Annotated in this window: 6 protein-coding genes and 3 pseudogenes; 6 read left to right on the forward strand and 3 right to left on the reverse strand. The window is 58.2% G+C overall.

Annotation, left to right across the window (positions count from 1 at the left end; genetic code table 11):
• The coding region (locus RND78_RS28640) for a hypothetical protein (protein ID WP_409457149.1) at positions 1-276 on the forward strand (276 nt) is incomplete at its 5' end.
• Here RND78_RS28640 and RND78_RS28645 read toward each other — a convergent pair.
• Positions 259-519 (reverse strand): annotated as a pseudogene (locus RND78_RS28645) (leucine zipper domain-containing protein); the annotation flags it as partial. The gene RND78_RS28640 and the pseudogene RND78_RS28645 overlap by 18 nt on opposite strands.
• Positions 520-619: 100 nt before the next feature.
• Here RND78_RS28645 and RND78_RS28650 point away from each other — a divergent pair.
• On the forward strand, positions 620-898 hold the full coding sequence (locus RND78_RS28650; RefSeq protein ID WP_409457148.1) for a YfbU family protein: 279 nt from the start codon (positions 620-622) through the stop codon (positions 896-898).
• Between the two features lie 323 nt (positions 899-1,221).
• The gene (locus tag RND78_RS27335; RefSeq protein ID WP_312733334.1) at positions 1,222-1,431 is read left to right on the forward strand and encodes a helix-turn-helix domain-containing protein; all 210 of its coding nucleotides are present in this window, start codon (positions 1,222-1,224) and stop codon (positions 1,429-1,431) included.
• A 388-nt stretch (positions 1,432-1,819) separates the two neighbouring features.
• On the opposite strand, the gene RND78_RS27340 is transcribed toward RND78_RS27335, so the two are convergent.
• Positions 1,820-2,503, reverse strand: a complete 684-nt coding sequence (locus RND78_RS27340) for an HAD family phosphatase (protein ID WP_312733336.1) — start codon at positions 2,501-2,503, stop codon at positions 1,820-1,822.
• 262 nt (positions 2,504-2,765) lie between these two features.
• Here RND78_RS27340 and RND78_RS27345 point away from each other — a divergent pair.
• The 3 genes and pseudogenes from RND78_RS27345 to RND78_RS27355 form a co-directional block, all read left to right on the forward strand.
• Positions 2,766-3,377, forward strand: a pseudogene (locus RND78_RS27345) (ISNCY family transposase); the annotation flags it as partial.
• A gap of 569 nt (positions 3,378-3,946) precedes the next feature.
• A complete protein-coding gene (locus RND78_RS27350) occupies positions 3,947-4,180 on the forward strand; it encodes a hypothetical protein (protein WP_312733338.1) in 234 nt (77 codons plus the stop codon).
• A 12-nt stretch (positions 4,181-4,192) separates the two neighbouring features.
• Entirely contained in the window at positions 4,193-5,284 is a 1,092-nt protein-coding gene (locus tag RND78_RS27355; RefSeq protein WP_312733340.1) for a methyl-accepting chemotaxis protein, read from the forward strand.
• A gap of 361 nt (positions 5,285-5,645) precedes the next feature.
• Here RND78_RS27355 and RND78_RS27360 read toward each other — a convergent pair.
• Positions 5,646-6,410, reverse strand: a pseudogene (locus RND78_RS27360) (IS5 family transposase).
• Positions 6,411-6,508: the final 98 nt, after the last annotated feature.

The following is a 6,508-nucleotide window of genomic DNA, read 5'->3' on the forward strand; positions in this document are numbered from 1 at the left end:
GATGGCCATCTGGACGAACTCCCAGCCGGCGCCAGCGCAGCCCTGCTGGCGATCCCCCGTCACTCGGTGGCCAGGTCTGCAGAATCGGCCACCCCTCTTGATATCCAGATGGAGCAGGTCGCCGGCCTTGGGATATTCGTAGCGCACCGCCCCCGGGGCGGGCTCCAGCTCGGCCAAACGACGAAAGTCTGCCTGTTTGAGACGACGCGCAACGGTACTGACGGCCACGCCGCGTCGTTGGGCGATCTGTCGATAGGTATGGCGAGAGCGGCGTAGCGGGATCAAGTGTGCGACCCGGTCGCTCGAGGTCTCATGCGGGCAGGAATGCGGACGTGATGACCGCTCCAGCAGACCGGACTCGCCTTCCTCACGACAGCGCCTGAGCCATCTGTAGGCCGTACGCACTGACTCCCGCCGCTTGTGCCGCATCCTCGACGCGCAGCGCAGCCCAGTGAGCATGCGTTGTACGAGAAGGGCTCGACCTCGAGGGGTAAGACGGGCATGTTTATGCAGGTTCATCCGAGGCTCCTGGAAGGCTGTGTTGGTCGCGCTTCCAGAATTCCGGGAATGCCCCGGATGAACAACCTACTGAGAGATCACAACTAGCGATCAGGATGAAATTAAGGCCTCGCCGGGTGGTCACTGTGCGACGTTTATCGGCTTCGACGGGAATAACGAAACCACCCATTACGGAATTGCTGGCCATCTTATTGACGATTTGAAACGCTTTAGCCGCTTCTCTGGAAGAAGCTTGAACAGCCACTGCCTTCTTCTGGATGTCTATCGCCGCATGCTTACGGTCTATGACCCTATTCGCCGCAACTTCGTAATGCGCAAGATGAGGAAGGAAGAAGTTCTAGCGGTGACCGCAGCGGCGGTGCATCCCGATCACCGATGAGTCCGCGATTCTGCTGACTGCAGGAAGGGTCAGTGTCGCCTTAGACGATAGCCGCTTAGCGCAGCGACTTTCCAGCCAAAACGAGCTGGGTAGTCACCAATCCCAGGCATCTGGCCTGACACAGCCTACGCTTTCGGTGGCCAGGCCCTTGGGGCTTGCTCACCAAACCCAACCCGGCTGTAGGAACCTTTAACGTAATCGCTATTAGTGGAAGGCAACTTGTTACGGCCAAATAGTAATGTCGCGATCCAGCCAGGCGGCTAGCCTACCGGCTTTACAGGCGATGCGGAGCGATCAGGATGTCAGCCTACGAGCGGATCACGATGAGCTCACGCGAAGTCGATCGCCTCAAGGTCATCCAGGCGTTGACAGAGGGTTTCCTCACACCCACCCGCGCTGCCCAGCGCCTGCAGCTAAGTACCCGGCAGGTGCACCGCCTGGTGCAGCGTTACCGGGATGCCGGCGTTTCGGGCCTGACCTCACGTAAGCGCGGCCAGCCTAGCAATCATCAGCTGCGGCCTGGCCTTGAGTAGCACGTTATCACTCTGATCCGGCAGCACTACCAGGATTTCGGTCCCACGCTTGCGGCCGAAAAGCTCGTTGAATGTCACGGCCTACGCCTGGCCAAGGAAACGGTCAGGCGCATCATGATGGATGCTGGCTTATGGACGCCACGTCGGCAGCGACCGCCCTAGGTTTACCAGCCACGCAATCGCCGAGCCTGCCTGGGCGAGCTTATCCAGATTGATGGCAGCGATCATCAATGGTTCGAGGACCGAGCACCGGCATGCACCCTGCTGGTCTACATCGACGACGCCACCAGTCGCCTGATGCACCTGGCATTCGCCCGCAGCAAGTCGATCTTCAGCTACTTCCAGGCTACGGGGTTTGAGTAGCAACGGAACAGAAAACCTACACAAGCTACTGGGATGAGAGGCAATCCGTCACCTCGTCCATTGATCTGCAGACATGCATAGCGCCTGCCTCCGACAGGCGAGATCCGAGAGAGCTGTAGGCATGCCCCCCTCCCGTGAAGCCAAAAACCCTCATTCCGGCTCGCTTGGCGGCAAGAACACCGATGACAGAATCCTCGATGACGACCGTTTCGCTCGGATCAAATCCCATTTGAGACGCCGCATACAAGAAGATATCGGGCGCGGGCTTTGCGCGCTTGACCTGGCTGACGGAGAACACATTCGGCTCAACAAATGTTAAGAGGCCGGCGCGGTCTAGATTGCCTCGAAGGCTGGGAAGTTCCGTTGATGAGGCAACGCAAGCCTGATCGCCTCTATCAACGATTGCTTTAATGGCATTTGCGGCTCCAGGGATCGGTGCCAGTTCATGTTGAAAGCGCCGGTCACACTCCAACAAGAGATTTTCGACCCAGTCTGCCGGCAGTTTCAGATTGTGCTGCGCGCTGAGCTGGCTCCAGGCGGTTTGGTGCGGCACACCCGCGAACCGCTCTGATATTTCGGAGGCGGTAGTCGGGTGCCCAAGCCGGGTCAGGGCTTCCGCATCAACGGTGCAGAAAATGGTCTCTGAATCAATGAGAACACCATCACAATCAAATACAACAAGCATAGCTTGTTTATCCGTTTCCGACATCGCGAAACGCCGCTCAGCGATCAGGACTCTATTCAAAAACGTCGCAACAAATCCCGGTTTTCTGTAACGCGGCGGAGTCCATCGCGGGAACCCAAGAAAGGCAGGCAAAATTTATAAATACCCGTACAGAAACCTATAGCTGATAAACTCCCTGCCGTCTAATTTTATATGAAGCGGGGAGGATGGGCCGATAAGCAAGGTCTATCAAACAACGGTGCTGAAAATCTTATGTAAGTTTCTGCTCCGTTGCTACTCAGATCCCGCTACCCAGGCTTACCTGGAGCAGCACGGTAAGCCCTTGGCGCTCTACAGCGACAAGGCCAGTATGTTTCGAGTCAACAGCAAAGATGCTCAGGGTGGCGATGGCCACACCTAGTTCGCCATGGCTATGTTCAAGCTGAACATCGATACCTTCTGCGCCAACTCCAGCCAGGCCAAGGGCCGCGTCCAGCGAGCCCATCTCACCTTACAGGATCGCCTGGTCAAGGAACTGATGCTGCGCAACATCAGCACCGTCGAGGCCGCCATCGCTTATCTGCCGCTGTTCATGGCCGATTACAATCGTCGCTTTGGCAAACCGGCCCGCTCGGACTTCGATGCCCACCGCCCAGTACGTAACGATGAAGATCTCTCGTTGATCCACACCTGGCGCGAGCCCCGGCGGGTTTCGAAAAGACTAACCCTGCAGTACGACAAACGCCTCTACCTGATTGACGACGCGCCGCAGACGCGAGGCCTGGCAGGCCACTACGTGCACATCTATCACTATCCATGTGGGCGCATAGAAATCAGATCGGACGGCGTTCCCCTCCCCTGTGGCGTTTTCGATCAACTGCCCGAGGTTAACCAGGGCGCTATCGTCGATATCAAGCGCCGGGCAATCCGAGGCAAACCAAAGCTCAACGCCGGAAGCCGCTTAAGAAGAAGGCCAAAGAGTTCATGCCAGAGGACATCCTAGGGTTTATTTGAAAAGTCATATTCTGCTCGGCTGGCTCTGTGATAGCGGCGGAGGCAAGCAAGACTGGGCATTACGACCTTTCGAATGAGCGCTGGAGGATAATCGAAGAGATCATTTCCCCACGCCAGAGGATGCGGCGCCCACGCCGTGATGATCGGCAAATGCTCAATGGCGATTTCTAGATTCTGTGCTCGGGCGGGCCGATTTTTCACAGGCCGGACTATGATGTTCTCAAATATTAAGCCTACACGTCATCAGGTCGCGGGCCTTTACGTTTCTAGTCTCTCCAACCGCCTGTCAGATGAAAACCCCGTTCTTGAGGCATTCGCTTAAGTAACCAGACCTATTGCCGCTGTGCTTATCACACTCACCATTAGGTACACGGATATGTCCTTACGCTCTTTCAGCATCGCTACCTGCAGCCCACGTGCTTTGGCGTCCTCGCCCTGCCAGTTGCCCGAGAGGGTATCCTCGACGTCACTCAGATGTCGCAGCTTCGCGACCAGGAATTGGAGGTCCAGACTGACGATATTCCGGGGATCGTCGAGGCCGATAACGTAGCAGCTGGCCCGCACTTGGATCGAGGCATTACGCCTGCTGGCCATTCCAGGGCGCCTACGGTGGCCAATACGCGCAAGAAGATCGACGACATCAGCAGTGATGTTGTGGCCGTCTTTGGCCGCTATGACAAGCTAATCGGCGCGGATCGTGAGCGGTAGGCCTTCGAGGCGGTGCGCCAGGACTACCGAAACTACCAGAGGGATATCAATCAGCTTGCTGACCTAATGGCTGCGGGCAAGGTGGAGGACGCACGCAATCTGGTGAATACCGGTATGGCTCAGATAGGTATCAGGATGATTGAGAGCTCCAAGTCGTTGCGCAAGATCAATCTGGATGACATCAAGGCTTCTGCCGAGAGCGCCAGCGCCACCTATAACCAATCAAAGGCCATCACCTGGCTGGCTATCGGCCTCGCTATGAGCCTGACCCTGCTGTTGGCCTGGCGTCTGACCGTGAGCATGACCCGGCGGCCGATCACCGCCGCCGTAGGCGCAGCCAACACGATCGCCAGCGGCGATCTAACCCAGACCCTGGACACCCGCGGCCAGGATGAAGCAGCTCAGATGCTGCAGGCCATGCAGCAGATGCAGACCATCCTGCGCGACACCCTGGGCCACCTGGGCCACCTGGGCCATTCGGCCACGCAGGTAGCCTCGGCTGCCGAGAAAATGACCGCGCTCATGCAGGAAAGCGCCATCGGTCTGCAGCAGCAGAACAGCGAAATCGAGATGGCCGCCACCGCGGTGACTCAGATGAGTCAGGCGGTCGACGAAGTGGCCGGCAACGCCACGTCAACCTCTACCGAGTTCCGGCAGGCCGCCAATATCGCACGGGGCGGCCAGCAGCAGCTGGGCAATACCTTGGTTGCGATCGAGACCCTAACCGAGAACGTCATGGACGCCGGCGAGCGCGCTCGGGAGCTGGCCGAGCAGACCCGCAATATCAGCCAGGTCCTGGACGTCATCCGCTCGGTGCCTGAACAGACCAACCTGCTGGCCCTGAACGCGGCGATTGAGGCCGCCCGAGTTGGTGATGCCGATCGCGCCTTAGCCGTAGTCGCAGACGAAGTGCGCGGCTTGGCTCAGCGTACCGGCGACAGCACGCGTGAAATCGAGGAGATGATCGGCAGCATCCAGCAGGGCACCGACCAGACGGTGGATGCCCTCCTGACCAGCGGACCAGGCCCGCCAGACCCGCCAGCAGCCCCAGTCGGCCAGCTCCGCACTAGAGACCATCGCCCAGTCGGTATCGGGCATCGATGAGCGGAACCTGGTGATTGCCAGCGCCGCCGAGGAGTAGGCCCAAGTCGCCCGCGAGGTAGATCGCAACCTCGTGCGGATTCGTGACCTGTCAGTGCAGACCGCAGCCGGCGCCGAACAGACCCAGGCGGCCAGCCAGCGGCTGTCGGTACTGGCGGTAGAGCTCAATTGGCAGAATCGTCGATTCCGAGTGTGACGAATAAGGGCCCAGTCGCGTCCTAGGCCAGGTCTAAAAAAGGCGTCTAATTGTATCGATTCTGCGGCCCCTCCTCTGGTGCATGCCGCCGGGCTGCTACTCCTGACTGCGCCGGCCAACCTAGGCTTTGGCTGAAAATTCGACGCGCCAGCAGCGATCAATGCAAGCTTAAATGACCATTGTTTGGAAGCTGCTGGCCAGCTTGTCGAATCGAGTGCAAAGCCGGCGCTTTTCCTTGATTTAGCTGAACAGGCGTTCAATCGCATTACGCTTGTGGTACGCAGGATGATCGAAAAGCCGAAGCAAGCCTGGACGTGGGTTACGACGCATCTTGCGTCGAGCAATGTCCGGTTGAATACCGATACGGTCGCAGTGATGCCGGCGCCTTTCGCTGTCATATCCCTTGTCAGCCACGATGCGTTGGCAGCGCTTACGCGGCCTACCTTTGGCACTTGGCAGTCGTACCTGTTCGAGCAGAGGAATGAAGTGTCGCGAGGCGGCCTGCTGCCCTGATGACAATGTGAAGGTGAGCGGAATTCCTTTGGCATCACAGAGCAGATAGAGTTTGGTACCCAGTCCACTACGGCTACGGCCCATCGCATGATCTAGCGATTCGTCCGACCCCTTTCTTTCCGCTTACCGCGGCTGCGCGTGTGGCACGAATCGTAGTGGAGTCGATCATCCAGGTGTTTAGGTCCAGATAGCGACCCTCGCACAGCTTCAGGTGTAGATGCGCCAAGATGCGCTTGAAGCTACCGTCATCGCGCCATTGCCGGAAGCGCTGGTAGACAGTCTTCCAAGGACTATCGCGCTGGGGTAGGTCACGCCATTTGGCGCCCGTGCACAGAAGCCAGAGATGTTACTGAGCATTTGCCGATCATCGCGGCGTGGGCGCCCCATCCTCTGGCGTGGGGAAATGATCTCTTCGATTATCGTCTAGCGCTCATTCGAAAGGTCGTAACGCCCGGTCATGTTTGCCTACGCTGCTCTTACAGAGCCAGCCTAACAAACACGACTTTTCAGACAAACCC

Source organism: Pseudomonas oryzihabitans (assembly GCF_032027545.1).
GTDB classification, from domain to species: Bacteria; Pseudomonadota; Gammaproteobacteria; order Pseudomonadales; family Pseudomonadaceae; genus Chryseomonas; species Chryseomonas oryzihabitans_F.

What these genes read in the sequence shown, in the direction of transcription:
- RND78_RS27335 (WP_312733334.1), top strand. Translation starts at nt 1,222, where the DNA reads ATGAGCTCACGCGAAGTCGATCGCCTCAAGGTCATCCAGGCGTTGACA.
- RND78_RS27340 (WP_312733336.1), bottom strand. Translation starts at nt 2,503, where the DNA reads ATGTCGGAAACGGATAAACAAGCTATGCTTGTTGTATTTGATTGTGAT.
- RND78_RS27350 (WP_312733338.1), top strand. Translation starts at nt 3,947, where the DNA reads ATGTCGCAGCTTCGCGACCAGGAATTGGAGGTCCAGACTGACGATATT.